21 protein-coding genes and 1 pseudogene are annotated in these 23,959 nt (G+C 55.6%); 9 read left to right on the forward strand and 13 right to left on the reverse strand.

Going from position 1 to position 23,959, the window contains the following annotated elements:
* Positions 1–19 precede the first annotated feature (19 nt).
* The 6 genes from ABRP31_RS04675 to yaaA form a co-directional block, all read right to left on the reverse strand.
* Positions 20–1,501, reverse strand: a complete 1,482-nt coding sequence (locus ABRP31_RS04675) for an alginate export family protein (RefSeq protein WP_349971578.1) — start codon at positions 1,499–1,501, stop codon at positions 20–22.
* Positions 1,498–2,916 (reverse strand): alginate biosynthesis TPR repeat lipoprotein AlgK, encoded by a 1,419-nt coding sequence (gene algK / locus ABRP31_RS04680; protein WP_349971576.1) that lies wholly within the window; start codon positions 2,914–2,916, stop codon positions 1,498–1,500. The genes ABRP31_RS04675 and algK overlap by 4 nt, the downstream gene beginning before the upstream one ends.
* A 1-nt stretch (position 2,917) precedes the next feature.
* A complete protein-coding gene (locus tag ABRP31_RS04685; RefSeq protein ID WP_087268959.1) occupies positions 2,918–4,087 on the reverse strand; it encodes an alginate biosynthesis protein Alg44 in 1,170 nt (389 codons plus the stop codon).
* Positions 4,088–4,128: 41 nt separating this feature from the next.
* Positions 4,129–5,610 (reverse strand): mannuronan synthase, encoded by a 1,482-nt coding sequence (gene alg8 / locus ABRP31_RS04690; RefSeq protein ID WP_087268962.1) that lies wholly within the window; start codon positions 5,608–5,610, stop codon positions 4,129–4,131.
* A 209-nt stretch (positions 5,611–5,819) separates the two neighbouring features.
* Positions 5,820–7,136 carry a nucleotide sugar dehydrogenase gene (locus ABRP31_RS04695; protein WP_349971573.1) on the reverse strand — a complete coding sequence of 439 codons (1,317 nt, stop codon included), beginning with the start codon at positions 7,134–7,136 and terminating at the stop codon, positions 5,820–5,822.
* An 816-nt stretch (positions 7,137–7,952) separates the two neighbouring features.
* On the reverse strand, positions 7,953–8,732 hold the full coding sequence (yaaA, locus tag ABRP31_RS04700; RefSeq protein WP_349971572.1) for a peroxide stress protein YaaA: 780 nt from the start codon (positions 8,730–8,732) through the stop codon (positions 7,953–7,955).
* Positions 8,733–8,927: 195 nt separating this feature from the next.
* Between yaaA and ABRP31_RS04705 the strand changes: the two genes are divergently transcribed.
* The 5 genes from ABRP31_RS04705 (at position 8,928) to moaE (ending at position 13,164) form a co-directional block, all read left to right on the forward strand.
* On the forward strand, positions 8,928–10,064 hold the full coding sequence (locus ABRP31_RS04705) for a polysaccharide deacetylase family protein (RefSeq protein WP_372489334.1): 1,137 nt from the start codon (positions 8,928–8,930) through the stop codon (positions 10,062–10,064).
* A gap of 331 nt (positions 10,065–10,395) precedes the next feature.
* Positions 10,396–11,790, forward strand: coding sequence for a PhoH family protein (locus ABRP31_RS04710; protein WP_087268972.1), 1,395 nt, complete (start codon positions 10,396–10,398; stop codon positions 11,788–11,790).
* Between the two features lie 191 nt (positions 11,791–11,981).
* Positions 11,982–12,470: a cyclic pyranopterin monophosphate synthase MoaC gene (gene moaC, locus ABRP31_RS04715; RefSeq protein WP_087268974.1), complete on the forward strand. Its 489-nt coding sequence runs from the start codon at positions 11,982–11,984 to the stop codon at positions 12,468–12,470.
* A complete protein-coding gene (locus ABRP31_RS04720) occupies positions 12,467–12,712 on the forward strand; it encodes a MoaD/ThiS family protein (RefSeq protein ID WP_349971570.1) in 246 nt (81 codons plus the stop codon). The genes moaC and ABRP31_RS04720 overlap by 4 nt, the downstream gene beginning before the upstream one ends.
* 2 nt (positions 12,713–12,714) lie before the next feature.
* The gene (gene moaE / locus ABRP31_RS04725) at positions 12,715–13,164 is read left to right on the forward strand and encodes a molybdopterin synthase catalytic subunit MoaE (RefSeq protein WP_349971569.1); all 450 of its coding nucleotides are present in this window, start codon (positions 12,715–12,717) and stop codon (positions 13,162–13,164) included.
* A 126-nt stretch (positions 13,165–13,290) separates the two neighbouring features.
* On the opposite strand, the gene rhlB is transcribed toward moaE, so the two are convergent.
* Both rhlB and ABRP31_RS04735 read right to left on the reverse strand, forming a co-directional pair.
* Positions 13,291–14,784 carry an ATP-dependent RNA helicase RhlB gene (gene rhlB / locus ABRP31_RS04730; protein WP_349971568.1) on the reverse strand — a complete coding sequence of 498 codons (1,494 nt, stop codon included), beginning with the start codon at positions 14,782–14,784 and terminating at the stop codon, positions 13,291–13,293.
* A 274-nt stretch (positions 14,785–15,058) separates the two neighbouring features.
* Positions 15,059–15,715 (reverse strand): alpha/beta fold hydrolase, encoded by a 657-nt coding sequence (locus ABRP31_RS04735; RefSeq protein ID WP_349971567.1) that lies wholly within the window; start codon positions 15,713–15,715, stop codon positions 15,059–15,061.
* Between the two features lie 480 nt (positions 15,716–16,195).
* Here ABRP31_RS04735 and ABRP31_RS04740 point away from each other — a divergent pair, with 480 nt between their 5' ends.
* The 4 genes from ABRP31_RS04740 (at position 16,196) to ABRP31_RS04755 (ending at position 20,359) form a co-directional block, all read left to right on the forward strand.
* Entirely contained in the window at positions 16,196–17,224 is a 1,029-nt protein-coding gene (locus ABRP31_RS04740; RefSeq protein ID WP_349971566.1) for an amino acid ABC transporter substrate-binding protein, read from the forward strand.
* 70 nt (positions 17,225–17,294) lie between these two features.
* The gene (locus tag ABRP31_RS04745) at positions 17,295–18,476 is read left to right on the forward strand and encodes an amino acid ABC transporter permease (RefSeq protein WP_349971565.1); all 1,182 of its coding nucleotides are present in this window, start codon (positions 17,295–17,297) and stop codon (positions 18,474–18,476) included.
* A gap of 10 nt (positions 18,477–18,486) precedes the next feature.
* Positions 18,487–19,584 carry an amino acid ABC transporter permease gene (locus ABRP31_RS04750; RefSeq protein ID WP_349971564.1) on the forward strand — a complete coding sequence of 366 codons (1,098 nt, stop codon included), beginning with the start codon at positions 18,487–18,489 and terminating at the stop codon, positions 19,582–19,584.
* Positions 19,585–19,594: 10 nt separating this feature from the next.
* Positions 19,595–20,359, forward strand: coding sequence for an amino acid ABC transporter ATP-binding protein (locus tag ABRP31_RS04755; RefSeq protein WP_027900712.1), 765 nt, complete (start codon positions 19,595–19,597; stop codon positions 20,357–20,359).
* Positions 20,360–21,079: 720 nt separating this feature from the next.
* Here the strand turns inward: ABRP31_RS04755 and ABRP31_RS04760 are convergent.
* From ABRP31_RS04760 to ABRP31_RS04780, 5 genes and pseudogenes are all read right to left on the reverse strand, one after another.
* Positions 21,080–21,382, reverse strand: a complete 303-nt coding sequence (locus ABRP31_RS04760) for a hypothetical protein (RefSeq protein WP_349971563.1) — start codon at positions 21,380–21,382, stop codon at positions 21,080–21,082.
* Positions 21,383–21,460: 78 nt separating this feature from the next.
* Positions 21,461–21,589: pseudogene (locus tag ABRP31_RS04765) on the reverse strand (DUF4225 domain-containing protein); the annotation flags it as partial.
* 358 nt (positions 21,590–21,947) lie between these two features.
* Positions 21,948–22,652, reverse strand: coding sequence for a DUF4225 domain-containing protein (locus ABRP31_RS04770; RefSeq protein WP_349971562.1), 705 nt, complete (start codon positions 22,650–22,652; stop codon positions 21,948–21,950).
* Complete coding sequence (locus ABRP31_RS04775; RefSeq protein WP_349971561.1) at positions 22,652–23,134, reverse strand: Hcp family type VI secretion system effector; 483 nt, start codon at positions 23,132–23,134, stop codon at positions 22,652–22,654. The genes ABRP31_RS04770 and ABRP31_RS04775 overlap by 1 nt, the downstream gene beginning before the upstream one ends.
* A 259-nt stretch (positions 23,135–23,393) precedes the next feature.
* The gene (locus ABRP31_RS04780; protein WP_372489420.1) at positions 23,394–23,564 is read right to left on the reverse strand and encodes a DUF6124 family protein; all 171 of its coding nucleotides are present in this window, start codon (positions 23,562–23,564) and stop codon (positions 23,394–23,396) included.
* Positions 23,565–23,959 lie beyond the last annotated feature (395 nt).

Here is a 23,959-nt window from a genome sequence, read left to right on the forward strand (position 1 = left end):
CACTCCTTTCGCGGTTGCATCAGAAGCGCCAGATGACGTCGACGATGGCGCGGTGCATGTAGCTGTCGACTCCGCTGCCATAGGCATCGCCCGGTTTGAAGACACCGGCGCGTAGACGAACAAGCGCCGAAGGTTCATCCATCGACTGGCTGAGTGCCGCAGGCATCAGGCCGCCCTTGAAGTACTTGGTCACGACCAGGTCCATTTCCTGACCCAGATCTTTGTTGCCGTCGGTGGTCAGTGGCAGGGAGGACAGAACACCGCTTTCATCCGCGCCTACGGCGTTGATGCCTGAGGTGCCGATGCGTGCATTGCCATCGGTGCGGCGGAATTTGTGGTAGATCAACGATGCGTCGTACTCATCCTGCAACTGCCAGGAAGCGAACAGCGAGCCGCTTTCCACGTTGGCCATTTCGCCCTGGAAAGCTTCACCGAAGCGGTGTACGCGAGAGCGGGTACCGGTCCAGTTCGAGCGGTTGGATTCCAGACCGTTCTGCTCGTATTCCTTGCTGGCGCGCGAATAAGCCGCACCCACTTGCCACTGCGGATCAAGGCGTAGACGCAGACCCAGATCGGTTGCCCAGCCATTGACGTTGCTGTTGGTCTTGTCGCCAGCCTGGAACGTACCGTCAGGCTGTCCCACGGCTGCGATCTGGCTGCGGTCACCGGTCAGCCAGGTCACGCTGCCCCAGTAATTGATCTGGTTGGTATTGCGATGGTTGTAAGCATCGCTGTTGGCCTGCAGACCCAGCCAGGTCAACTCGCCGTTGGAGGTTTTGTCCAGGTCATCGAGTTCCCGGCCTGCGCTTTTCAGGTTGCCGTCATCCTGGCTGTGGTGCGCACGCACACCAGCCCATTGACCTGGCATCCACTGGTAGCTGACGTCACCGAAGACGTGCTTGCGGTCTTCGTCTTGCGGGGACAGTTCAGTCAGGTCAGTGCGGTATTCGCTGAAACGTTGAGCCACGCCCACGTCGGCTTTGAGCAGCGTGGTGTCGAAGACCCAGTTCACGGCTTCGATGTTGGTGTCGTGCCATTGGCCGTCGTCGTTGCGCAGGCGCTGACGACCGACCTTGAGTATTTCACCCGGGTACGCTGTGAAACCGCTGTAACCGATCCAGAATTCGCGCAAGGCCAGATAGCTCTTGTCGACTTCACGTTCGCTGGCGTTGCCGCGAGCCTGAGTGGTTTGCTGGGTGTCGGAATCGGTTTGTTCCAGAGGGTCAGTCTGAATGGTGTCAGTGGCGGTTACCACCTGGCCCATTGCATAGCCGCTCCAGTCGCCACGTTCGCCATAGACCCAAGGACGCAGGTCCAGACCAATACCGTTGACATCGCCACCGGAGCGAGTGCCCAGGTCACGGTCGTCTTCGGCCTGGCCGCTGATTTTTACTTCCAGACCGAAGTTCTTTTCTTCGGTCAGGGCCGCCAGTGTCGGCGTAGCCCAAAGCAGGGTAAAGCCAAGACCCAGGCCTGCGGCCATCAGGGGATTCAACTTCATAGTGGTGCGTCCTCGCCGTCTTCTTCTTTCAGGGCCTGCATGGCCAGCGCGTTTTGGCTGGTGATGCCCCGGACGTTTTTCTCTTGCTGCAACAGCCGTTGGGCGGTGGCGAGTTTTTCAGGTGGCAGGGCAGTGCTGATTTCCTGCGCAAGTTCAGTGGCCGCTGGCGTCGGCTGTGGAGCTTGCAGCGCCAGTTGACTGAACACCCAGGCATTGACCGGATTGGGCATGGTGCCCTTGCCTTGGGAGAACAGCTGGGCAATGGCAAAGTCAGCACTGTTCTGGCCGCCACGAGCAGCGATCAGCAGTTCATCCAGTGCTTTTTGTGATTCGACCTTGCCCAGGTAGCCACGGCGGTAGATCTGACCCAGGTAGTAATGCGCGGAGAGCTCACCACCGGCGGCGGCTTTTTTCATGTGCTCTTCGGCTTTGTGTGAATCAGCCGGTACCCATTTACCTTCGTAGTACAGGCGACCCAGCAACAGTTCGGCGCGGGGTTGGTCCGCAGCACGGCCGTTATCCAGGTACTCCATCATCTTGTCGACGTCGCCCAGTTCGGGGAAGTCATAAAGCAGTTTGGCCAGCGTCACCCACGAAGCGGGGTAGCCCGGTGCAACCTGTTCCAGCAATTGCTGCGCGGTTTTTTCATCCGGAGTACCGACAGATGCGTCACCCAGAACACGGGCTACGCTGTCGACACGCTGGGCGCCGACACGACCCACGCTGTAAGCACTTTTGAGCTGCTCGACCACTGCGGTGCGCTGCTCGTTCTGGCCACGTTTCTGATAGACCGTGACCAGCTCGACGTAGCAGATGTCGACTTTGCTCAGTGCGTTTTTGCAGATGTTTTCCACTTCATCCAGGTGCTGGTCGTAAGTGCCTTGGGTGCGATACAGCAGCACTTGGGCCAGACCGGCTTCCGGATAGCCTTGTGCACGCCATTCGCTGATTTTCTGCTGGGCATTCACGTTCGGGAAACTGTGCGGGAACTGCAGATAGAGCATGGCCAACGGTGTCAGCGAGCTGGTATCGCCACTGGCGAAGGCCTTTTTCAGCAGGTCTTCGGCTTCGTGGTGCTCGGCCTCGGTTGCCCCAGGCTTGGAGGCCAGCAGGCGACCCAGGCGAGCCTGAGCACGTGGCGAGGTTTCAGCTGCTGCACGGTAAGTGGCTTCTGCTTCCTTGATTCGCTGCGGATCACCGCTCTGCACAGCAATGTCAGCCAGGCCAACCTGTGCATCGCTGTAGCCCAGGTCCGCCAGTTGCCGATAGTTCTGCTCTGCCAGTGCGGTGTCACCGTTCTTCAGGGCTTCATTGGCCAGGCGTTGATCGGGCAGGCCGGCACAGCCGGTCAGGGCGATGGCAACGGCCAGGCTCAACAGTGTAGGGCTCGACAATCTTTGTAATGGGCTACGCATGTTAGAGACCCGCGGCCATGGCTTTGTCGATCAGCCAGTTCATCGATGGACCACGATCGCTGGTGACTTCAACCGGACGGCCAGCCAGGGAAGTGTCCAGCACTTCGTCAGGCTTGATCTGTACACGGATGTCAGTGGCCAGATCGGTTTCGCTCAGGTTGGTGCTGCTGATGATTTTGCCGGTGCGTACGGTGTCGTCACCTGCCACCTGGAAGTTCACACGGGTGCCCGGTTTGACTTCGTTGAACTGGCGATAGGTAAAGCGTGCTTCAACGTTGGCAGCGGTGTTACGCGGTACCAGTTGGAAGATCACTTGGCCTTTGGCAGCGAACTGACCATCGGCAACCAGTTGCTTGGCGATTACGCAATCGCATGGGCTGGTCAGAGTGCCGGCCATTTGCTTGCCGTACAGTTCTTCGATTTTGGCTGGCTGCAGGTCATCGCCGTTCAGGCTGCCCTTGAGCATTTCCAGCATGCTGGTGTTGAACGAAGCCATTGGCGCGCCTTTGGCTACCGGCGAGTTGACCGCCACCAGGCTCTGCACGGTACCTTCACGCGGCATGGTCACGTCCATCGCAGGCAAGGTCACCAGACCGGCCGAGGAATGGCTGACGAAGTACAGGCTGTAAACAGTCTTGAAGATGAAGCCGAACGCGGCCAGACCCACAATGAAGATGCCGAGGCTGAAGGTCACGGCGCGCAGGCGACCCAGAGCAGTCATGCCATCGCCGCTGCCTTTTACCTTGCGCGCCTTGGTGAAGTTGTCGCGCTGCAGAGTGGCCAGTACTTCACCCATGCTGACGATGTCGCCGCTCAGGTGCGAGGTGATCAAGTGGCGCAGGGTCGCGATGTCTTGTGCTTCCAGATTCTGGAACTGGCAGCCGACACGACCGGTGGAGGCATCGATGGAGCGCACTTGCAGTTCAACGTCCATGGCCAGGCCAAGGTTGTCGATCAGGAACTGCAGACGACCCTTGATTACCTCACCTGCTGTCGGGCGCTGCTGAGCAGGCGCGACGAAGCTCAGACCGCCTGCAGAAAGATCTTCTACGCGGACCAGAGGGGCGCCCGGGGCTTCGAGCAAGCGCAGCTTGGCGGGGATTTTGACCCGGGCGTGTTGGCGCTGGGCTTCGGATTCATGTACGACGTTTGCATTCACGGCTGTATTCATGGCTAATTTTCCTACTTAAGCGATTAATCCGTTGGCCCGGTTTAAACCATCGTCAACAGCACTGCGACGAAGATGGTGCCAGCCGAGAAAGTCATGGTCCGAGACGACCAGGTGTTGAACCAGCCTTGAAAGCTGGCCATGTCGCGGCTGAGTTTGGTGTCTTGGCGCGTCCAGGACTGGCGGTCCAGGCGGAAGAAAACGTAGATTTTCATCAGTGCGCCGACGATCTGGTTGTAATAAAGAATCATGGGGTAGGCTGGCCCGATCCGGTGTCCCGAGCAGGACAGCAGCAGGGTCAGGATCAGGCGTGTAATGCCGATCCACAGCAGGTACATCAGGATGAACATGCCGCCGTATTTGAAGCTGGCGATGATCGCAACGGTCAGGCCGAGAATGGAGGTCCACATCGACACGCGCTGGTCGAACAGCACGATGCTGGTGAAGACGCCGAGACGGCGAACGCCCAGACCCAATGCACGCGAGTTCTGACGCAGGTTGTTGCCGTACCAGCGATACATCAGCTTGCGGCTGGCTTTCAGGAAGCTTTTTTCCGGCGGGTGTTCAACGGTGTGAATGGCCGCGTCCGGCACGTAGAACGTGTCGTAGCCCAGGCGCATCAGGCTGAACCAGCTGGATTTGTCATCGCCGGTCAGGAACCGGAAAGTGCCCAGACGCCAGTGGTGCAGCGAATCGCTTTCAACGTCGGCGATGAACTCAGGGTCAGTCACAACCGTTGCGCGGAACACCGACATACGACCGGTCATGGTCAGTACGCGTTTGGACAAAGCCATCGAGCACATGTTGATGTGACGCTGGGCGAAACGCAGCTTGTGCCATTCGCTCATGATGTAACCGCCGCGCACTTCGCAGAACTCGTTGGTGGTCAGGCCGCCGACGTTGCCGAACAGCTGGAACCACGGAACCGTTTTGCGCACTACGCCTTCAGCCAGCACGGTGTCGCCGTCGATCACGGCAACTACAGCGCGGTCGTCGGGCATGTGCCGGGAGATTGCACGGAAACCAAAGGCCAGACCGTCACGCTTGCCGGTACCGGCAATACGTACGAAGTCCAGCTTCACGTGTTCAGGCGGGTTGGCCTTTTCCCACATCGCCTTGACCAGCAACTCGTCGGACATTTCCACCAGAGAGCAGACCACGGTGGTCGGGAAGCCGCATTCGATGGCTTCGCGAATGACCGAGCTATACACCTGGGCGGTGGTCAGTGCGTCGATACGAAAACTGGTGACCATCAGGAACACGTGGGACGGGTCCGCTGATGTGCCCAGCTTGCGCACTTTGCGACGCAAGTGCGGGTAGACGATGTAGAGAAAGATCATGCCACGCACAAAGTGCGTGATACCCATTGAGTAGCGCCAGATGCCGACGGCGCCAATCAGGAAAATAAAGTTCTTCGACTGCGAGTCAAAGATACTGGTAGGCAACGCTGTCGCGAGTGCCCCTAATAAACTCAGGTAGAACAACCAACCTGCGGCCTGTAGTAGACCATGCTTAAGCCTGTGCATATCTGCATCCGTCTCGGTATCGGGTGAGCCTTTGAGGTGGCCCGAGTTGGGTTAGGCAGGCGTGTAACAAGCGCCCTTTTTCCGTAGCCGTCCGCGGTAGGAGCCAGCTTGTCGGTGAAAGGATTGACCGGTCTTGTAAACCGGTCAGTCGTCTCACCAACAAGTTGGCTCCTACGGTTGACCTGCCCCGAAGGGCGCTCTGACAGCCGTTACCAGCAGATACCTTCAGCGCTAGCGTTTTCGGCAGTAGTGGTAGTCATGAAGCCGACCAGGTCCACAATCTGCTTGCCCGCTGGAGCCTTGTCGGCCAGGGCGCGGAAGCGCTCATCGCGGTTACCCAGGATGATCACGTCGGCGTTGTTGATCACAGCGTCGAAGTCCGAGTTGAGCAGGGACGAAACGTGAGGAATCTTGGACTCGATGTAGTCTTTGTTCGCACCGTGAACACGAGCGTATTCAACGTTGCTGTCGTAGATGCTCAGCTCGAAGCCTTTACCGATCAGCATTTCAGCCAGCTCTACCAGCGGGCTTTCACGCAGGTCGTCAGTACCGGCCTTGAAGCTCAGACCCATCAGCGCAACTTTGCGAGTGTCATGAGACGCCACGATGTCGAAAGCGTTCTGTACCTGGGAAACGTTGCTGCGCATCAGCGAGTTGAGCAGAGGTGCTTCAACATCCAGGCTGCCAGCACGGTAGGTCAGGGCGCGGACGTCTTTTGGCAGGCAAGAGCCGCCGAAAGCGAAGCCTGGACGCATGTAGTACTGAGACAGGTTCAGTTGTTTGTCCTGGCAAACCACTTCCATCACTTCACGACCATCGACGCCGCACGCTTTGGCAATGTTGCCGATTTCGTTGGCGAAAGTGACCTTGGTGGCGTGCCATACGTTGCAGGTGTACTTGATCATTTCGGCAACGGCGATGTCCTTGCGGATGACCGGAGCGTCGAGTTCTTCGTACAGGGCTTGCAGCACGTCGCCAGACGCTTTATCGAACTCGCCGATAACGGTCATTGGCGGGTGATCGTAGTCTTTGATCGCGGTGCTTTCGCGCAGGAACTCAGGGTTCACTGCAACGCCGAAGTCGACGCCGGCTTTTTTGCCGGAGCAGTCTTCGAGGATCGGGATCACAACGTTGGCAACAGTGCCCGGCAGAACCGTGCTGCGCACAACGATGGTGTGACGAGTGTCTTTTTCACGCAGTACGAAGCCGATTTCGCGGCAAACGGATTCGATGAAATCGAGTTCCAGGTCGCCGTTTTTCTTGCTTGGGGTACCGACGCAGATCATCGACACGTCAGTGGCGCGAATGGCCTCGGAGAAATCCGTGGTGCCGCGCAATTTGCCAGTGCGAATACCCTTGTCCAGAAGCTCGCCCAGACCGGGTTCTACGATTGGCGATTTGCCGTTGTTGATAAGGTCGATTTTGGCGCTAGAGATATCCACACCAACAACATCATGACCCCGCGCAGAAAGGCAACCGGCACATACTGCACCGACATAACCCAAACCAAAGATGCTGATACGCATCGTACTCTCCTCGATTTACACGCCATAAGTTGGCTGGATATTGAATTTTGGCCAGCAGGTATCGCGCACTCTAAAGTGTGACTTGAAGAAGTCGCACAACAAGTACAGGCATATTTAAAAAGGTGAGTGCCAGAAGTAACTAAGGCAATCTCAAATACTGCTGAGTCTTGAACGGCAAGTAACCTGGCTGTAACAGCTACAGGGCCTCGCTCTGGGATGTGGTAAACCACTCCTTTGAGTGCTAACGCTGTCTCGTTGCTGACAGGCCCGGACCAGAGCCTCGGCTGTCATGCCCCAATATTGCGCTTTGCACTTGAACAGTGCTTTGCCAAACGACTAAAGCTTTATAAGTGTGAGTCAATCTCCTGACTACCTACCGCCTCTGATCCTGGAACCAGTGTTATGAACGGCAACTTCCACATCTTCTACACCGCTTGTAAGTGATCTCTCACAAGGAAGGCGAGAATTGTTACGGGATGTAGGAGCGTCTGGTTTCGGGATAAGTTCCTGGCCACTCGTCCTCTTTTCGAGAATTTTTCTTTTTGGCGACAAAGATTGAGTAATTGCACATTGATGTCACCTTCGCTGTATCCCTTGATTATCGCGGGTTCCCGAGAAGCGAGTGTGACAATGCCACTAATGTGGAAAAGCCAAATGCTAGTACACAAAAAGTTTGTTAATTTTTTGAGAAAATCAGTGGCTTAAAAAATGCGACATGAAACTGGCGACGTTAATTTGTCAATTCGCAATTTGCACGATAGTTCAGGGGTGGGAAAAGGCGCGATGGGGACGGAGATCGCGCCTTGAAGAGCCGATTCAAGACTCGGGAGTGTCACGCAGGAAGACTAATTTGGTCGCGGTGGACTGCTCATTGCTGTAGCGGTAGCCCGCCACGTCGAACTGTTTAAGTGCATCGGGCGTGTTGATTTTTTCCGTTATCACGAAGCGACTCATCATCCCGCGAGCCTTCTTGGCGTAGAAGCTGATGATCTTGTACTGGCCATTTTTCAGGTCCTTGAACTCGGTGTCGATAATCCGTGCATTCAACGCTGAACGTTTAACGGCCGAAAAGTACTCAGTGGACGCCAGGTTCAGTAACAGGTCATCGCCTTGCTCGGCCAGCGCTTCGTTGAGCCACTCGCTGATCCGGGTGCCCCAAAATGCGTACAGGTCCTTGCCCCGACCATTTGCCAGTCTGGTGCCCATTTCCAGTCGGTAAGGCTGCATCAGATCGAGTGGCCGCAGCAGGCCATAAAGGCCGGACAGCATGCGCAAATGGTCTTGGGCATAGCTGAGTTCCGCGTCACTGAGGGTCTCGGCCTGCAGGCCGGTATATACGTCGCCTTTAAACGCCAGCAGAGCCTGTTTGGCGTTCTCTGGGGTAAACGCCGGGGTCCAGCTGCCGAAACGTGCGGCATTGAGCCCTGAGAGCTTGTCCGACAGGTGCATCAACTCGCCGATCTGTGCGGGTGTCAGCTCACGCAGTATTTCGATCAGTTCCTGGGAATGGTCCAGATATTGCGGCTGAGTGAAGCGCTCGGTTGTCGGCGGGGTTTCGAAATCGAGGGTTTTTGCCGGGGAAATCACCATCAGCATAGGGTCGTCTCCTTTAATCGTCGGGCGATTCTAGGGGCTGTTGGTGCCTGACTCCAGCTATGGTGGCGATAGGTGAGATGTTTTGATGCGTGGCTCCTACAGAAGAATTTGTATCGGCCTGGAAATCAGCCCTCCCACTCATATCAGCTATAGTGCGGCGCTTAACCGGGTTCGATGTTCAGGGAGCGAGTGGTGTTGCGTAAGTTTCTAGCTGTGTGCGCGTGTCTGTTCAGCGTTCAGGCCATGGCGGCTCCGCCTCCGGTCGCCACGATTGACCGTAGCTTCTGGCCCGAACGGCTGGAGTCGCCGGATCTGTTCGATGTGGCTTCCCGTGCAGAGATTCTCGGCTTCGCCCACGAATTGCTGGCCAGCGAAGAGCTGGACGAGCAGGGGCTCAAGAGCCGTCTGGGGCTTCGGTACATTAACGTGCCTTCAGTAAACCTGCTCCGCCACCGACTCTGGAACCGTCTGCTGGAGGGTTACCAGAATGCACAGTTGAGCTGCCCGCAGGACGCATCGTTCTGCGTGTTTGTTGAAGACATGGAGCAACTGCGCCAGCGTGCCGCCGAATTCACCATCGCCAGTGATTCGTTCTATGCCAACTGGGCTGTACCGAGTGCAAATTTTCATCGGCTCTACCTCAACGAGCTGATGTACCTGGCGGCTCTGTTCCCGCAGACCAGCAGCGAAATCGCCCTTTATAACTCTGATGAGTTGAGTGGTGATGCAATGCCTGATCGCACGTTCCAGCTGAATTTCGAAAGTGGCCCTACCGGCGCCGACGGCGGGACTGACTGGCTGGCTGACTTCATGCGCCAGCAAAAGATGAACGCGACGTTTTTTGTGTTGGGTAAAAACCTGCAAGAACGCCTCGCCGCGACTAACGGCACTGCGTTGCAGTCGCTTTATCGTCTGCAGTGCGTTGGCATTCAGGGTTGGGAATATCGCTCTCATAGCCAATGGCTCGACTGGCAGAGCTCTGTATTGCGCAGCGAGGCGCTGACTCAGCAATTGCTGCCGGATAACTTCATACCGCTTTTCCGTCCACCTTATGGCCATCGACGTGCGGACAGCGGTCAATTCTTCCGAGATCAGAACCTGCGGGTTTCACTGTGGACTATCGACGCGCAGGACAGCAACGGTCGGCTGACTTCCGAGCAGATCACGGACCGGGTGGTGAACCTGATGTTGCTCTGGCGACGCGGGACGGTGGTGTTTCATGACGCAAGCGCCCGAGTGCAATCGGCAGTGCCGTTGCTGCTGGCGAACACCGCTCAAAGTGAGTTGATCTGGGATGATTGCCACAATATCCCTGAGAGGCCCGCAGAATAAGGGATTGCCCTCATTTTTGGGGTGTGCACGGGCAGATTTTCAGGCGATTTCGGATGGGGTGGACTTCCGACTTTAAACGGGCTGGGGCGGGTCGCCAAGGGCTATTCGTCATACTGTGAAATAAACTTCAAAAAACTGTCAAAGAGCTTTTTTCTGTCATGGGTTTTGCGGTATTACCACTACAGACCGCCGAAACCTGCAACACAGGTGGCGTCCTCCAAGACTCCATCTTGAGCAATTCCCTCCTGCCTTAAGGAGAGAGCCCGGCGGCCTTTTCGTGGCGCAGTTTTGAGTAGTCTGCGTCGCCTGGCTTTTACAAAGGTGAGCGAGTATGGATGATCACGGACGCACCCCTTCTTCTAACCAGCCAATCCTTTACGTGCTCGATACCAACGTACTGATCCACGATCCAAATGCCCTGCTGAATTTCGAAGAACACCGCGTCGCCATCCCCATGACCGTGCTGGAAGAGCTGGACAAGCTCAAAGCCGGTAAACATTCGGTCGCTGCCGAATGCCGTCAAGCCATCCGCCTGATCGACAAGACACTGGGCGAAGCTACGCCTGAAGAAGTCGAGAAGGGCGTGCCTATCGACCGTGGCACGGGAGTCTTCAAAGGCTTCCTGTCGATCATGATGAGCAAGCGCGAGGAGCCCAACAGCCTTCTTCCTGAACACCTTAACGACAACATCATCATCAACCAATTGATCGACCTGCATGCGCGCGACAAGGACTTGCGTCTCGTGCTGGTCACCAAAGACATCAATATGCGTCTCAAGGCGCGTGCCTGCGGGATCGCCGCCGAGGATTACAGCACCGACCAGTTGGTTGATGACGTATCGATGCTGTCCCGTGGTTATCACAACGTAACCGGCTCCTTCTGGGACCGTGTCAGTAAAGTCGACACCCGTCAGGATCACGGCCGTACCTGGCACCGGGTGCAAATGACGGAAATGCTGCCGTCGGTACACATCAACGAGTTCATCATCGACGAGCAAGGGTTCGTGGGCTGGGTCAAAGGCGTCAAGGCCGACGAACTGATGATTCTGGACATGCATCAGGAGCCGTTGCTGCACCAGGAAGCCTGGGGCCTCAAGCCACGTGATATCTACCAGGGCCTGGCGCTGTTTGCCTTGCTTGATCCGGATATCCATCTGGTCAACCTGTCCGGTGCTGCAGGGTCGGGTAAAACCATTCTGGCGCTGGCTGCTGCCATCGAGCAGACCATGGTCAGCAAGCGTTATCGGCGGATTATCGCTACCCGTAGCGTGCAGGGGCTGGACCAGGAAATCGGCTTCCTGCCCGGCACCGAAGCAGAAAAAATGGAGCCTTGGCTCGGCGCCATCACCGATAACCTCGAAGCTTTGCACATGGATGACGAAAACACCCATGGCAGCGTCGATTACATCCTCAGCAAAGTGCCGTTGCAGTTCAAATCCCTCAACTACATTCGGGGCCGTAGCTTCCAGCAAAGCCTGATCCTGATTGATGAATGCCAGAACCTCACCCCGCACCAGATGAAAACCATCATCACCCGTGCGGGCGCAGGTTCCAAAGTGGTCTGTCTGGGCAACCTGGCGCAGATCGATACTCCATACCTGTCGGCCACCAGTTCGGGGCTGACCTACCTGACGGAGCGTTTCAAAGACTTCCCGAATGGCGTGCACATCTCGCTGCAAGGCGTACCACGCTCAATCCTGGCTGAATATGCGGAGTCGCATCTTTAAATTGGCGATGACTGTAGGAGCTGCCGAGGCACGAAGGCTGCGAAGGCGTTTTACCTGATACACCGCCATCGCGACCGTCGTAACCTCCGATGGCTCCTACAGGTTTCGTATTCATTCAGATGCATCTGCCACAATTCCTGTCGCGCTGTGTTTTAGGTTTACAATCCCCGCTCCTGTTCAGGAGTAACGCTGTGCTCACTCATCTCGATTCACAAGGTCGCGCCAATATGGTCGACGTCACTGATAAAGCCGTGACGTCCCGTGAGGCTGTGGCCGAAGCGCTGGTTCGCATGCTTCCTTCAACCCTGCAAATGATCGTTAGCGGCGGGCATCCCAAAGGGGATGTCTTTGCCGTGGCGCGTATTGCCGGGATTCAGGCAGCAAAGAAAACCAGTGATCTGATCCCTTTGTGCCACCCGTTGATGCTGACCAGCGTCAAGGTCGAACTCAGTGCCGAGGGGGACGACGCCGTACGCATTATCGCCCGTTGCAAACTGGCCGGGCAGACCGGTGTGGAAATGGAGGCGCTGACCGCCGCCAGCGTGGCAGCATTGACCATCTATGACATGTGCAAGGCGGTTGATCGCGGCATGAACATTGAGAACGTTCGGTTGCTGGAAAAGCTCGGCGGTAAAAGCGGGCACTTCATTGCGGACGAACAGGCATCGGTGACGCCATGAAGATCAAGGTCCAGTATTTCGCCCGTTACCGGGAAACCCTTGGCATTGATAGCGAGCTGGTCGAAGGTGAGTTCGCCAGTATCGATGCTTTGCGCTTGCAGTTGCTGACTCGTGAGGGTGCCTGGCAGGTGCTGGCCGAGCAGAACTTGATGTGTGCTCGCAATCAAGAGCTGTGTCAGTTGGATGAACCGCTGGAGTCCGGTGACGAAGTGGCGTTTTTCCCCACCGTGACCGGGGGCTGATCATGGCCATCAGGGTTCAGGCAGAACAATTCGATCCAGGCTTTGAAGTCAACGCGTTGCACGCAGCCAATGTTGGCGTCGGTGCGGTCGTGAGTTTTGTCGGCTACGTGCGGGATTTCAATGAGGGGCGGGAAGTATCGGGGATGTTCCTGGAGCACTATCCCGGCATGACCGAAAAGGCGTTGGGCAAGATTGTGCTTGAGGCTGAACAACGCTGGCCTTTGCTCAAGCTTGAAGTGCTGCATCGCGTTGGCGCGCTGGAACCGGGTGAGCCGATTGTGTTTGTCGGGGTCGCCAGTGCGCATCGTCAGGCCGCATTTGAAGCCTGTGATTTCGTCATGGACTACCTCAAGACCCGTGCGCCGTTCTGGAAGAAGGAAAACACTTCAGAAGGGCCGAAATGGGTCGAGGGGCGCGAGAGTGACAAGGCTGCGGCCGGACGGTGGGAGTAAGCCTGAAGCCGAAATAATAACTGTAGGAGTGAGCTTGCTCGCGATAGCGGTGTATCAGTCAACAAAGTCTTGGCAGATATACCGCTATCGCGAGCAAGCTCACTCCTACAGGTCCAGCTGGGGCTGTTAAACCGGCTGTGCTGGCTTGCGCACCACAGCCCGCAACAACTCGGTCGGCGGCGTTTCGCAGCTGATCTTGCGACCCAGTTTCTCTTCAATGGCGGGCAACTGATAAGAGTCGTCCTCACCGGCGAAGCTGATCGACACGCCTGCTGCGCCTGCGCGGCCTGTACGACCAATGCGGTGCACGTAGTCATCCGGCACTTCGGGCAACGTGAAGTTGATCACATGACTGATGCCGTCGATGTGGATACCGCGACCGGCGACGTCAGTGGCGACCAGCACACGAATCTTGCCTTCGCGGAAGCCTTCCAGCGTCTTGATGCGCTTGTGTTGCGGCACATCGCCTGACAACTGCGCGGCGTTCACACCATCACGGACCAGACGTTCTTCGATGCGGCGTACTTCGTCCTTGCGGTTGGCGAAGACCATGACGCGTTCCCAGCCGTTGTCGTTGACCAGGTTGTAGAGCAGTTTGTATTTGTCTGCACCGGCAACCGCGTAGATATGCTGCTCAACGTTTTCGCTGGCAACATTCTCGGCTTCGATTTCAACGATGGCTGGTTCAGTGGTCCATTGCTTGGCAAGGTTCATCACGTCGTCAGTGAAAGTCGCCGAAAACAGCAAAGTCTGGCGTTCGCCTTTGTGTGGCGTCTGACGAATGATCGAGCGCACCTGCGGGATGAATCCCATGTCGAGCATGCGGTCCGCTTCGTCGAGGACCATTACTTCGACCATGTCCAGATGCACTTCGCCGCGCTGGTTGAAGTCCAGCAAACGGCCTGGTGTGGCCACCAGAATGTCGCAATGACGGGCTTCAAGCTGTTTGAGCTGTTTGTCGAAGTCCATGCCGCCCACAAACGTCATGACGTTCAAGTTGGTGTACTTGGTCAGGTCAGCAGCGTCCTTGGCGATCTGCACGACCAACTCCCGGGTCGGGGCGATGATCAGTGCGCGAGGCTCGCCCATATAGCGTTCTTTGGGGGGAGGCGTCTGGGTCAACTGCGAGATGATAGAAATAAGAAAGGCGGCGGTTTTGCCAGTGCCAGTCTGTGCGCGGCCGATGGCGTCCTGGCCCTTGAGGGTGAACCCCAGAACCTGCGCCTGAATCGGCGTGCAATAGGGGAAGCCGAGGTCTTGAATCGCGTGCATCAATTCGGGAGCGAGGGCGAAGTCATGGAAGCGGGTTTTGCCTTCCTGAGGTTCGACGACGAAATCTTCCAGTTTCCAGGGAATGACCACCGGCTTGGGGGCACGTTCGCGACGTGGGCGCTCGGGCCTGGGTTTGGCGACGACGGTCTGGTCTGCCGTTTCAGCCTGTGCACTCGGCTCTTTATCGTCTGCACGGGGTTGGGCAGGTGCTTTGGCTGCAGCGCTGCGATCCCTTGAATGGCCTTCAGTCTTGCTTTGCGGGGCAGGGGAAGGAGTAACAGGGCCAGCGGCGAGCGGCTCAGCCTCGCTTTTTCCGAACATCTTTTTAAGTGCTTTGAGCACGGTCATCTCGTCAGTTGGTTAAGGAATGTACGCCGAGCAGTGTAAAGCAAGAATCATGCGCGGCGTAGTGTCATGCCAAATGGGCTACATAGGCCCAAATCCCGAAGGAATGGCTTTAGCAAGTCGTGCGGCATTTCTGGTAAGGATTGGAATGCTTTTCTGTAAGAGCTCACGGGCAACGATAGCGTCCTGTCGGACACACCGCTATCGCGGCCTCGCGGCCTCGCGGTGCTCGTGCGCTCCTACCGGGGCTGTGTTTGCCCGTTCTACAAGCAACCAATCAGCCGAGCTTGTCGATCAACCAGGCTCGGATGTCAGAAATCTCCTGCGGTAACACTTGGTGTTCCATTGGGTATTCTTGCCATGTAACGGTTACGCCTTGAGCCTTTAAACACTCATAAGCTGCCAGCCCCATGGATTTCTGAACCACATTGTCGAAAGTGCCGTGCAAGCAGCACACCGGGATGCTTCTCTGGCTGTCCGACAGTTGTAATTGTTCGCCAAAGGTCGGTGCGTAAGTAGACAGGGCAAGTACCCCGCCCAATGGACCCTGCCAGCGCTTGAATGCGGTGTGCAATACAACCGCTCCGCCTTGAGAAAACCCTGCGAGGAAGATCCGTGCCGGGTCGATGCCGCTGTTGCGCTGGCCTTCTATAAGGTCCAGAACGGTCTGCGCAGAAACCTCCAATTGGTTGTGATCAATAGCGCGGGCGGGGCTCATGGCCCTGATGTCGTACCAACTCGGCATCTCATAGCCGCCGTTGATCGTCACGGCCTGGGTCGGTGCCTGAGGCAGGATGAAGCGGGTGCTCAGCAACGACTCCTGAAGCGCTTCAGCCACCGGCATGAAGTCATAGCGATCTGCGCCAAGGCCATGCAGCCAGATCACGCATGCATCAGGAGTGTTTAAAGGTTCGAGAATCAGCGGGTTAGTCATGAGTGCTCTATCCGGGTGCGCTCGCTCTTTTGCAGTGCGTTAATGCGGTGCGCGAGTTGTTAAAAATGAAAGAAGATGTCGCAAGGTTACAAGTTTTTCTCTTGACCTGTCGCTAATTCGACATCGCCACCATGCTGGTACGGCGTTTGCTATGAAAAACCGGGGAGTGAAGCGCTTACCTCGATCGGTAACACTATTGTGCTATTACCGATACGCAACGGGGGCAAGCACGCAGTCCATGCATCAGGATTTGCGGCACGGTTCATCCTGTACCGGATTGGTTCAGGAACATCATGGGGCTTGAATCCTGTAGGCCGTCTAAGATCATGAATGCGAGCGATGAGATGACCTCACGCCTGGCTCATGAACTGGCCTAAAGTCGGATGACCCAAAAATAAGCCAGCACGGGTTGTCAATGCCTCACAAGGGTGCGACGGGATTGAAGCGCCTAAACAACAAAGAGCAAAACTGGAGGTTTGAATGAAGATGTTGAAATCCACCCTGGCCGTAGTAGCCGCTGCAGCAGCACTCGGCGTGAGCAGTTTTGCTCAAGCGGGCGCAACACTGGACGCCATTCAGAAGAAAGGCTTCGTACAGTGCGGTGTGAGCGACGGTTTGCCAGGTTTCTCCGTTCCTGATGCTACCGGCAAGATCACCGGTATCGACGCCGACGTCTGCCGCGCTGTTGCTGCTGCCGTTTTCGGTGACGCCACCAAAGTAAAATTCAGCCAGCTGAACGCCAAAGAGCGTTTCACCGCGCTGCAATCGGGCGAGATCGACATCCTGTCGCGTAACACCACCTGGACCAGCTCCCGCGATTCGGGCATGGGTCTGGTGTTCGCTGGCGTGACTTACTACGACGGTATCGGCTTCCTGGTAAACAGCAAGCTGGGCGTCAAAAGCGCCAAGGAACTGGATGGCGCAACCATCTGTATCCAGGCTGGTACTACCACCGAACTTAACGTTTCTGACTACTTCCGTTCGAACGGTCTGAAATACACCCCGATCACTTTCGACACCTCCGACGAAAGCGCCAAGTCCCTGGAAGGCGGCCGTTGCGACGTGCTGACCTCTGACCAGTCGCAGCTGTACGCACAGCGCAGCAAACTGGCCAAACCGGATGACTACGTGGTTCTGCCAGAAGTCATCTCCAAAGAGCCTCTGGGCCCAGTCGTACGTAAAGGCGACGAAGAGTGGTTCTCCATTGTGAAATGGACCCTGTTCGCAATGCTCAACGCCGAAGAAGCCAAGATCACTTCGAAAAACGTTGAAGCTGAAGCCAAGTCCACCAAAAACCCTGACGTTGCCCGTATGTTGGGTGCTGACGGTGAATACGGCAAAGACCTGAAACTGCCGAAAGACTGGGTGGTTCAGATCGTTAAACAAGTCGGTAACTACGGCGAAGTATTCGAACGCAACCTGGGCGAATCGACCCCGCTGAAAATCAAGCGCGGCCAGAACGCTCTGTGGAATGCCGGCGGCATCCAGTACGCTCCACCAATTCGTTGATTGACCCGGCGCCCGACAGCTTTCACCGGCTGTCGGGCGTCGTTTTGTTTCATTTTTCCTGGGGCACTTCATGGAAAAGCAAATCGTCGCACCCAAGCAAAAGCTCTCTTTGAGCGACCCAAAAGTGCGCGCGTGGTTATTTCAGATCATCACCGTACTGGCGGTGGTCTCGTTGGGCTGGTTCATGTTCGACAACACCCAGACCAACCTCCAACACCGTGGTATTACCTCAGGTTTCGGATTTCTTGAACGCAGTGCCGGGTTTGGCATTGCGCAGCATTTGATCGACTACACGGAAGCGGACAGCTATGCCCGCGTGTTTGTCATCGGCTTGCTTAACACGCTGCTGGTGTCGGTCATCGGTATTTTTCTGGCCACGATCCTGGGCTTCATCATCGGCGTCGCACGCTTGTCACCCAACTGGATGATCAGCAAGCTGGCGACGGTCTACGTCGAAGTCTTCCGTAACATCCCGCCGCTGTTGCAGATCCTGTTCTGGTACACCGCTGTCTTCCTGACCCTACCGGGTCCAAGGCAAGCGCACGGTTACTTCGACATGTTCTTCATCAGCAGCCGCGGTCTGAACATGCCGAGCGCTATTGCCGCTGAAGGTGCCTGGCCGTTCGTGACCAGCATCATCGTGGCCATCGTCGCTATCGTGGCAATGACCCGTTGGGCCAACAAGCGCTTTGAAGCCACTGGCGAGCCGTTCCACCAGTTCTGGGCTGGTCTGGCGCTGTTTCTGGCAATCCCGGCTTTGAGCATGTTGATTTTTGGCGCACCGGTGCATTGGGAAGTGCCAGAGCTCAGAGGCTTCAACTTCGTTGGCGGCTGGGTGCTGATTCCGGAACTGATCTCTCTGACCCTGGCACTGACGGTTTATACCGCAGCGTTCATCGCTGAAATCGTGCGTTCGGGTATCAAGTCGGTCAGCCACGGTCAGACGGAAGCAGCTCGCTCCCTGGGCCTGCGCCCCGGGCCGACCCTGCGTAAGGTCATCATCCCGCAGGCACTGCGCGTGATCATCCCGCCGTTGACCAGCCAATACCTGAACCTGGCGAAGAACTCCTCGCTGGCAGCCGCGATTGGTTACCCGGAAATGGTTTCGCTGTTTGCCGGTACGGTGCTCAACCAGACCGGTCAGGCCATTGAAGTTATTGCCATCACCATGAGCGTGTACCTGGCGATCAGTATCAGCATTTCCCTGCTGATGAACTGGTACAACAAGCGCATTGCGCTGATTGAGCGGTGAGGAAACGCGCATGACAACTCATACTTTCAAACCTGACATGCCACCACCGGGCAAAGTGTTCGGCCCTGTGGCGTGGATGCGCCAGAACCTGTTCTCCAGCTGGATCAACACGCTGCTGACCTTGTTCTCGCTGTACCTGATCTACCTCGTCGTGCCACCGATCCTGAGCTGGGCATTGCTGGACGCCAACTGGATCGGTACCACACGAGCTGACTGCACCAAGGAAGGCGCCTGCTGGGTGTTTATCCAACAGCGCTTCGGTCAGTTCATGTACGGCTACTTCCCGACCGAACTGCGCTGGAGGGTGGACCTGACCGCCATTCTGGCGATCGTCGGTGCTGCTCCGCTGTTTATCTCGAAGTTTCCGCGTAAAGCGATTTACGCCATTGGCTTCCTGATTGTTTACCCGATTGTTGCTTTCTACCTGCTGAGCGGCGGCGCGTTTGGTCTGACCCACGTGGCTACCAGCCAGTGGGGCGGCCTGATGCTGACGCTGGTGATTGCCACCGTCGGTATTGCCGGTGCATTGCCTCTGGGTATTGTGCTGGCGCTGGGTCGTCGTTCGAACATGCCTGCGGTGCGCGTGGTGTGTGTGACGTTCATCGAGTTCTGGCGCGGCGTGCCATTGATCACCGTGCTGTTCATGTCGTCGGTGATGTTGCCGCTGTTCATGCCGGAAGGGATGAACTTCGACAAACTGCTGCGAGCCTTGATCGGCGTGATCCTGTTCCAGTCGGCGTACATCGCTGAAGTGGTTCGGGGCGGTATGCAGGCAATCCCTAAGGGTCAGTACGAAGCGGCCGCGGCCATGGGCCTCGGTTACTGGCGCAGCATGGGCCTGGTGATTCTGCCGCAGGCGTTGAAGATGGTTATTCCCGGCATCGTCAACACCTTCATTGCCCTGTTCAAAGACACCAGTCTGGTAATCATTATCGGCCTGTTTGACCTGCTCAACAGCGTCAAACAAGCCACCGCCGACCCGTCGTGGTTGGGTATGGCCACCGAGGGCTACGTCTTCGCGGCCCTGGTGTTCTGGATCTTCTGTTTCGGTATGTCCCGCTATTCCATGCACTTGGAACGTAAGCTGGACACAGGCCACAAGCGTTAGGAGTTTTGACATGAGTGAAGTTATCACCAAGCCTCTGGGCGCCGAAGGCATGATCCGGATGGAAGGCGTCCATAAATGGTACGGCCAGTTCCACGTGCTCAAGGACATCAACCTGAACGTGCGTCAGGGCGAGCGTATCGTGTTGTGCGGCCCGTCGGGCTCGGGCAAATCCACGACCATTCGTTGTCTGAATCGCCTGGAAGAGCACCAGCAAGGCAAGATCATCGTCGATGGCACCGAACTGACCTCGGACCTGAAGCAGATCGAAACCATCCGCCGCGAAGTCGGCATGGTGTTCCAGCACTTCAACCTGTTCCCGCACCTGACCATTCTGCAGAACTGCACGCTGGCGCCGATGTGGGTGCGCAAGATGCCGAAGAAAAAGGCCGAAGAAATCGCCATGCACTACCTGGAGCGCGTACGCATTCCAGAGCAGGCGCATAAATTCCCGGGCCAGCTTTCCGGCGGTCAGCAACAGCGTGTGGCGATTGCCCGTGCGCTGTGCATGAAGCCGAAAATCATGCTGTTCGACGAGCCGACCTCGGCACTCGACCCGGAAATGGTGAAAGAGGTTCTGGACACCATGGTCGGCCTGGCAGAAGAAGGCATGACTATGCTTTGCGTAACCCACGAAATGGGCTTCGCCCGCACCGTGGCCAACCGCGTGATCTTCATGGACAAAGGCGAAATCGTCGAACAGGCTGCGCCGAACGACTTCTTCGACAATCCACAAAGTGACCGTACGCGTCTGTTCCTGAGCCAGATTTTGCATTGATTGGCTGAGTGATGGACTGAAAAACCCGGACTTTGTGTTCGGGTTTTTTTATGGGGGTTGGGTTTATAGAAAACCTGTAGGAGTGAACTTGTTCGCGAGGCGGTGTATCAGGCGATGAATATATCGGATGGACGATTGCTTCGCGAACACGTTCGCTCCTATCAAACAAAATTTAACTATCTGATTTGGAATACTTTTCTGTAGGAACTCACGAGCATCGCGAGGCAGCGATGGCGGTCTTTCTGATACACCGCTATCGCGGCCTCGCGGTGCTCGTGCGCTCCTACAGGTACCGTGTTTGCTGCGCGACAGCGCGTTGTGTGCTGTTTTATAGGCCTGTTGTTTTTAGAACTCGGCTATACTTTTTTCTTTCGGTTCCAAAACCAAATATTGCCCGCAGTCGGGAGCGCATAAGCGTGTGCTAACACCATAAACAGCGACAGCCATCCCATAGGCTCTCGCTCGTATACTCCCAGGAATGGCAACGCTCCCTTGTCGATGAATCGCCAGTGTAAACACGTAAAAAGTACACTGTATAAAAGTGCGCCTGCTGATGTTGCATGAGTGTAGTTTTTTTTCACTGTATGAATATCTTAGCCATAAGGCTGACGCGTAAGATAATATACATCCAGTTACGAAAAATAGATTGAATGTGAAGTCATTCATTGTCTGTTGACTACTTTAGATTTGGAGTGCGAGGTTGTTGCGCTATGGATTATTTTAACGTCTAAAACACCAAGGTTTGATATTTCTCTCTGTTGGCAGGGCGTACAGGTATAGAAAAAGCATTGCAAACGAAACCCATCCAATAATTTCAGGATCTTTTTCTCCTATAAATGGTAGGGTGTCGTTTTTTAGAAAGTTTAAATGTGTGAAGATCAATATTCCATTGTAGGCTGTTGCTATTGTTGATTTCTTATTGGTGAATTTAGCTCCTGAGTAAGCAAGTCTGGCCCAGAGTGACGGTAAAAAAAGCAGCAGGCTTATTAAGCAAAATATTACGTAGAAAAGAATGTCACTCATTCGATTTTCTCCATTCTTTGTATATTCCTATCCCGGTCGCGGCGTCGGCGGATCTGTCGAACATTAGCGCTCTGTTGTTTAGTTTTTGTAGGCGCGTATGTAGGCTGTCTCTACATATTTATAAAGGCGCCATGCGCTAGGTTTGAGTGTGTTTCTAAACTCGCCATATAGCGACGTTGCGATCTCCGCTGTTCCATAAGCGATGTTGCCTTCGGTTTTTCCCTAACCTCGTCCTCAGGCGCTTCGACGTTTGAATTGGTTTAATAAGGTTTCTTTCTGAACCACTGTCCTCGAGTTCGTTGGCTGGGAAGTGCGTAGGTATATGCAAGTATCATAAATAAAGAGATCCACCCCATGATTTCCCGTTCATGCACTCCTAAGAAAGGAATGGTTCCAGTTTCAGCGAAAATCCAGTGGAAGTGACTAATTAGCAGGTTGTATCCGAATACTAGTAGGAATTTTTTACTGGAGTGGCGCTCTCCTGAGAACGCATATTTCCCCCACAGGGATGGGATATATAAAACTATGCATCCGCTAACGAATAAAAAATAAAATGTGGTGTTATTCACTTTCCTTTTTCCCGCTCTTTCTGCATGCTGTGTATGGTTGAGGTGTTAGCGCCGGATTCTAATAGTATGAGTTCTGCTGGTGTTTGCTTGATTGCTATCTCTTTGTCTGCACGAATGTAGCGAAATAGCCGCCACGAATCTTTTTTCGGTACTAGTTTGAATAATCCCCAGCCCGACATGACTAAATCTACGGTGCCGTAGGTCATGTTGCCTTCATAATCACTCCCGCCAATGAATTCGGATATTCCCTGATATGCGTCTCTGGCCCACCCCTCGGTGTCTGACCGGTGACGCAAAAGATTGGCTCCGTTTTCGTAGATATTATTGGCACCGTGCGCAGCAATATAAACGCCAAACACACAAGCTAATCCACCCGAGCCGTAACATATCGTTGCGCCCGTTGCGACTTGAGCTACTCCACCAGCCAACCCAAAAACTTGCTTACCATACGTGATGACTTGATCGAGCAAACTCTGCTGCTCATCCTCCAGCGCCGTCATCCCCTGCGCAACACTCTTCCTCCCACCCTCAACATCCCGAACAATCCCCTGCGCGTAATACGCCACTTCCCGATTAAATTGCAGCCGCAACATCCCATCCTGAATATGCTGCATGCTCAACGTACAAGCGTGATTCGTCAGCGCAACAGCGGCCTGTTTAAGCTGCTTGGTCTCGGACGTATTCGACTTAGGCTCTGCCATCAGGACTCGCCCCAGTAGCTGTAACCGCTAGTACCTGCTGCGTGGTGGGTCCAGCTGATGTCGCCGTAGCGTATGGCGAGTTGTTCGACGGGTTCGGCATCGTTATCGAGGGTGACGTGAGGCGTTTGAACGAGCAGGTTTTCGATCACCGCGTTCTGGATCTCGACGCTGTAGAACTTCTCCTGAGTGCCGTTTGGCGTGGTGCGGTAGAAGTCGATCTTGCAGGTAATGGATTCGCGTTGCGCCAAGGCTTGAGCCAGCAGCGGTGAGGACTTGTCGATGTTTTTGGTAATGACGACGGGCATGTGTGTGGCGCGGTCGATGTTGGCGACGTTGGCCATCTGGTGCGTATAGGACAGCACCATGATTTCATTCAGGTGCGCCTCCTGGCATTTGTTACCCATGGGTTCTGGGGTTGAACAACCGGCGGAGATATCGCCCTGTTCTTTGCCCTTGATGGTCATGTAGATGGGATGAGCCATGATTGATCGTCCTGAAATAAATGGCCGATCAGTTTAGGGAGGAGGGTTCAAGGGTTATGTAGGGCGTTTCTGTGATTGTTGAAGGGCGTTGCGCGTAAGCGTCGGCCCGGTGTTTCTGACACCACGCTGCCGCGAAGCAAGCATGAACCTTGTAGGAGTGAGCTTGCTCGCGATTCGATTTTTGTTTCGATAAATTGTTGCCCGACCTTACGCAATCGCGAGCAAGCTCACTCCTACAGTAAAAAGTATTCCAAATCAGTTAGTTATATTTTTTGATGAGAGTTGCCGAAGGTTTCTCGGTACTGAGCAGGGATCTCTCCACCGCCTCTCGCGCCATCTCGATCAAATGCACCACCGAAAACGCCAGGTCGCGCTTACTGCCGCTCAGGTGATCGGCGGACTCATAGGCAGTGGCGGCTGCGCAGCGCAGCGCAGCAGGTCGGCGGCATAGGTCATGGATTGGTTGGCTGAATCAGTATTGTTGTTGAGCATGTACAACTCCTATTGGATACGGAGCCAGCACACCTCGCGACTAAACGAAGGGTGGCGGCTGTGCAGCAGGTTAGTCGACCGGACAATAGGAGAAACCGGCGCACCCGAAGATGCCCTGCGCACAGCCACCATAACGGTGAACACCTGTGCGCCTATTGATCCGGGCGACTAAACCCGATCGCTGATGAGCAGCGACCGACGCAGCCTAGTGAGGCGGATTTACAGGCGCAAGTGAGGGACAAGTTTCTCGGAAACGTCTGGCAGGGGGAAGGGATCAGGTCTGGCAAAAGTGTTGCGGCAAGTGGCTTCAGGGCAGAGTCAGGGCTGATGATG

Source organism: Pseudomonas caspiana (assembly GCF_040224095.2).
GTDB lineage: Bacteria > Pseudomonadota > Gammaproteobacteria > Pseudomonadales > Pseudomonadaceae > Aquipseudomonas > Aquipseudomonas caspiana.

What these genes read in the sequence shown, in the direction of transcription:
- ABRP31_RS04675 (WP_349971578.1), bottom strand. Translation starts at nt 1,501, where the DNA reads ATGAAGTTGAATCCCCTGATGGCCGCAGGCCTGGGTCTTGGCTTTACC.
- algK (WP_349971576.1), bottom strand. Translation starts at nt 2,916, where the DNA reads ATGCGTAGCCCATTACAAAGATTGTCGAGCCCTACACTGTTGAGCCTG.
- ABRP31_RS04685 (WP_087268959.1), bottom strand. Translation starts at nt 4,087, where the DNA reads ATGAATACAGCCGTGAATGCAAACGTCGTACATGAATCCGAAGCCCAG.
- alg8 (WP_087268962.1), bottom strand. Translation starts at nt 5,610, where the DNA reads ATGCACAGGCTTAAGCATGGTCTACTACAGGCCGCAGGTTGGTTGTTC.
- ABRP31_RS04695 (WP_349971573.1), bottom strand. Translation starts at nt 7,136, where the DNA reads ATGCGTATCAGCATCTTTGGTTTGGGTTATGTCGGTGCAGTATGTGCC.
- yaaA (WP_349971572.1), bottom strand. Translation starts at nt 8,732, where the DNA reads ATGCTGATGGTGATTTCCCCGGCAAAAACCCTCGATTTCGAAACCCCG.
- ABRP31_RS04710 (WP_087268972.1), top strand. Translation starts at nt 10,396, where the DNA reads ATGGATGATCACGGACGCACCCCTTCTTCTAACCAGCCAATCCTTTAC.
- ABRP31_RS04720 (WP_349971570.1), top strand. Translation starts at nt 12,467, where the DNA reads ATGAAGATCAAGGTCCAGTATTTCGCCCGTTACCGGGAAACCCTTGGC.
- moaE (WP_349971569.1), top strand. Translation starts at nt 12,715, where the DNA reads ATGGCCATCAGGGTTCAGGCAGAACAATTCGATCCAGGCTTTGAAGTC.
- rhlB (WP_349971568.1), bottom strand. Translation starts at nt 14,784, where the DNA reads ATGACCGTGCTCAAAGCACTTAAAAAGATGTTCGGAAAAAGCGAGGCT.
- ABRP31_RS04735 (WP_349971567.1), bottom strand. Translation starts at nt 15,715, where the DNA reads ATGACTAACCCGCTGATTCTCGAACCTTTAAACACTCCTGATGCATGC.
- ABRP31_RS04740 (WP_349971566.1), top strand. Translation starts at nt 16,196, where the DNA reads ATGAAGATGTTGAAATCCACCCTGGCCGTAGTAGCCGCTGCAGCAGCA.
- ABRP31_RS04745 (WP_349971565.1), top strand. Translation starts at nt 17,295, where the DNA reads ATGGAAAAGCAAATCGTCGCACCCAAGCAAAAGCTCTCTTTGAGCGAC.
- ABRP31_RS04750 (WP_349971564.1), top strand. Translation starts at nt 18,487, where the DNA reads ATGACAACTCATACTTTCAAACCTGACATGCCACCACCGGGCAAAGTG.
- ABRP31_RS04755 (WP_027900712.1), top strand. Translation starts at nt 19,595, where the DNA reads ATGAGTGAAGTTATCACCAAGCCTCTGGGCGCCGAAGGCATGATCCGG.
- ABRP31_RS04760 (WP_349971563.1), bottom strand. Translation starts at nt 21,382, where the DNA reads ATGAGTGACATTCTTTTCTACGTAATATTTTGCTTAATAAGCCTGCTG.
- ABRP31_RS04770 (WP_349971562.1), bottom strand. Translation starts at nt 22,652, where the DNA reads ATGGCAGAGCCTAAGTCGAATACGTCCGAGACCAAGCAGCTTAAACAG.
- ABRP31_RS04775 (WP_349971561.1), bottom strand. Translation starts at nt 23,134, where the DNA reads ATGGCTCATCCCATCTACATGACCATCAAGGGCAAAGAACAGGGCGAT.